Annotated in this window: 3 protein-coding genes; 1 reads left to right on the plus strand and 2 read right to left on the minus strand. The window is 57.7% G+C overall.

The features are described from left to right. Positions 1-250 precede the first annotated feature (250 nt). Complete coding sequence (locus VMU57_RS22625) at positions 251-439, minus strand: hypothetical protein (RefSeq protein WP_325387586.1); 189 nt, start codon at positions 437-439, stop codon at positions 251-253. Between the two features lie 1,283 nt (positions 440-1,722). Between VMU57_RS22625 and VMU57_RS22630 the strand changes: the two genes are divergently transcribed. Further along, positions 1,723-2,574, plus strand: coding sequence for a glycosyltransferase family 2 protein (locus VMU57_RS22630; protein ID WP_325387588.1), 852 nt, complete (start codon positions 1,723-1,725; stop codon positions 2,572-2,574). Between the two features lie 154 nt (positions 2,575-2,728). Here the strand turns inward: VMU57_RS22630 and VMU57_RS22635 are convergent. Further along, a partial coding sequence (locus VMU57_RS22635; RefSeq protein WP_325387590.1) for a glycosyltransferase family 2 protein occupies positions 2,729-3,621 on the minus strand: 893 nt, incomplete at its 5' end.

Here is a 3,621-nt window from a genome sequence, read left to right on the forward strand (position 1 = left end):
GGGGGCTGGGGTCGGCTTGGTGAATAACGTCCAACAGGCATTGATTTAGGGATGCGATGAATCTCTAATCACTGACGCGGCGGTTAGCCAGCGAGAAAACATCGGCGAGGAGACGGCAGAGGTGCGGCTCCCGCAGCCTCAACCACCTGCAACTGAAAGCGCGGCGGATGGCGCTACGCGTACCGAATTCGTCGCTTTCCGGAACGTGCGTGAAATGCACCGATTTGTCAGATCGGTTTGCAGGGCAGGTTTATCTGCTCAAGTTCTCCGCCGCCATCATCACGGCTCGCTCACGATCCGGGCGATACGGGCCCAGCGGGGTGCTGTACTGTGAGCCGTCATGATCGGAGAGGATGCGCCAACCGTAAGCTGGCTCATAATGCGCGGCGGCTGCCGGGTACTGCGCGTAGATGATCTCGATTGCTTTCCGGTACGTCATGTGCCAAGCCTCAAATCATGCTCGCAAAGGTACGGTTGTCATATTCCCTTTACGAATGGTTTCGGCCATCCACGTCTTGCTGCTCACAGGCCAACGACGAAGACGGGGAAAGACCGGTCTATGGAAGCCGCACTGGACGCCAATTCTCCGCATTCTGCCAGCGCCTCAAGTTTTGCCCCTTGTGAGGGCTAAATCACACCGGCTATAAAGTTGACTTCTGACCGATCGAGCTCTTCCGCCTCTGCGCCGCACTCTGCACTCTGCAAGTAAGACGGGGGACATGGTAATCACCGGGCAGTGCGCAAAGGCCAGCACTTTGAACACAGTGTCGACGCGGGTGATGGCCCCAATGTGGGACGCGCCATGGGCCCCCAGCACGATGAGGTTGGCTACTCCAACCTGCCTTAAGGGCGGCGGTCATGAAACCACCTCAGCTAGACGGGATCAGACTACCCAGACCTCTTACGGGTTTCTGAGCAATGTTGCACACCCTTTTGACATCGCGACCGGAAAATGGCGCAGGATGCCACGCTGAACGTGGTTTCAGCGGCCGATGAGCGGCGGAGCGAGAATAGACCACTCGGTGGTAAGCCCGGGCGATCCGGCCAAGCCGGATCTTTGGGCCCTGTTCGACTGTTGCACTATCCTTCACCCGTAGTGGTGTACCGCTCTTGGTCGTAATGACCGGGTTCTCAAAGTCCTGGATGATTTTGACGAGTCCAACTTCTAGCGCGTTGACATGCTACGGGAGCCGCACCCCTGCCGTCTCCTCGCCGACTCGCCGATGTTTTCTCGCTGGCTACCTTCCCGCAGACGGTCGCATGCTCTCCAATATGGTTCTTGGCGTTTGGTCACTATATCGCTCTGGTACTTGAGTGGCATAGATGTTTGCAAACAATCGACTTACCATGTGAACCGAAGGGGCCAGTGAGCCCAATGAAGGAGCTCTCGCAGGCGGCTTCTGTCCCCAGCGTATTGGAACTGAACAGAAAGGCTCTCCCAGAGTGTCGGGAAACACTTCGAATTTTGGCTGCTGTCAAGAGCGGGATGTGCAACATTCTGACGGCACTTCCTCCTGCTTTTTGTTATACTTTCGGCACAGTTGAGGTGGGGATTCGCAGATGCATTGCCTCCGCCGATTGGGATGGTTGTCAAGCTGTCAGGTTGTGGCTTGCGTGTCTTCACTTTGAACTCGAGGTTCATTGATTGAACTCCCCGGCGACCCGTATCATGGCCCCCCTGCTCCTTCCCTGAGCAAGAATACCGGGCTGACAATTTCGATCGTGATCTGCACTCGATGTCGTCCGGGGTATCTGCGGAAGTGTCTCAAGGCCATCCAGGAACTGGAACCGGGTGCGGACGAAGTTCTTGTCGTCGACAACACGACAGGGGACGGGGAGACACACGCGGTGGCCAGGGAGTTCGGCGCTCGTTATGTCGTTGAGGAAATGCCGGGACTGAGTCGCGCCCGGAATCGGGGCATGATCGAATGCTGCTCCGACATTGTTGCCTTTGTGGATGACGATGCCGCACCTGATGTGCAGTGGCTGAAGTTTCTGCTCGCACCGTTCTCCGATGACGCGATCGCGGTGGTGACGGGAAGAATCTTTACTCCCGAATCCGACCCCCTCAACAACTCGCAGGAGTCGCCGCGCTTTCTCAGCAATAAGGACCCGCGATGGTTTGAGACGGCTACCTTCGGCGGCATGGGGCTGGGCAGCAATATGGCGCTGCGCAAATCGGCGTGCGCGGGGCGAAAGATTTTCGATGAGCGCCTGGGCAGGGGCGCGCCATTCCAGATTGCTGAAGAATACTACGCCTTCGCTTCTCTCATATCTCATGGGCATACAGCTGCGTACGTTCCCAACGCCGTGGTGTTTCACCCTCCCCTGAGCCGGAGCAACGTTGAGCAGGAAGCGCGCAACTCAATCAGCTATTGGCTGCTTTTGTTTTCAGAGTTTCCAGGCCAACGCTTGGGCCTGGTGCGGTTCCTGTTGCGGCGGCTGATGCGAAAGCGGCTCACCTGGCCGAGAGATTCCCAGGATCCAGGTGAAATCATCACCAGCGGGTGGCGCGTGCTCATCAAAGCGGGCTTTCGCGCAGTCGTGCTCTTCTTCCGCACCAGCAAATCCTGAAACTACCAGGACGGCACCGCCATATCTCTTCGGCTACAGCGGAGCCAGACTAGACCTATCCAGAAACCACAGCACTCAAGTCGACGCGACCATCAGGGAGCGGCGACCCCGCACAAATCTCAATAGGACACAGTTACTCTGGTTCCGCCCTAAGTTAATGGCTAGACTTACCCGGCATGGTAAGTCGAGATATACCGAGCTTCAAAGCTACGTGGAGCCAGTGAATCCTCCGGCGCATTTGCAGCGCACGTACCCCCAGGCTGCGGATGCGCGAAACGCGGAAGAACACCTCTCCCAATTTGCATACCGGTATGAGGATGCAGTCTGCGGCAACCGGAAACAGTGCGGCAATTCTGCGCAGGATTTTCTTCCACGGCGGATCTTGGGTAAGCCAGCTCAGATAGCCGCTATCGAGAGCTTCAGGGTGCTTTCGTGCAAACATCGTGTCTGCTACCGCGAACGCCTCAGAATCGCGAATCAAGTCCGCGGACGATTTGTCATAGTACTGGTGCGCAACCGCATCCGGTATGTAACGCGCCTGCACTCCGGAGCGGAAGAGGCGAACTGCCAGCTCCAGATCCTCTCTCATTCGAAAGGATTCATCGAACCCGCCTGCCTCCGCCAGGAGCGCCCGAGGAATCGAGGAGTTGCTGAACACGGCTTCATCTTCGTGCAAAGACGCATCAGCCAATGCCTTGTGATCCAGATGAAACGCGCCTATCTCGCGGTTAAAGCACTCAGCGGCCACGCTGGGACGACTATCGGGACTGAGGAAAATAGCTCCGAAGGCCGCTATGCGGACTCCGGCCCGATGCGCGGCCACATGCGCGGCAACAAGTCCCGAATCGCAGAGCATGTCGTCATCCAGAAAGAGCAGGAGGTTTGTTTCCGCCGCGCGGAATCCGGTATTGCGCGCTCCGGCCAGCCCGCGGTTTTCCTGCTCGATGACCCGAAATCGGCAGGCAGGTCTCAAGCTGGAAAGAGCCTCGGCAGTGCCATCGGTGGACCCGTCCACCACGACGATGATCTCGAATCTTGACGGCGGCA

This window comes from Edaphobacter sp. (genome assembly GCF_035532915.1).
Taxonomy (GTDB): domain Bacteria; phylum Acidobacteriota; class Terriglobia; order Terriglobales; family Acidobacteriaceae; genus Edaphobacter.

Bases quoted from the DNA above. Each gene is read 5' to 3' on its own strand.
- VMU57_RS22625 (WP_325387586.1), bottom strand. From the start codon at position 439: ATGACGTACCGGAAAGCAATCGAGATCATCTACGCGCAGTACCCGGCA.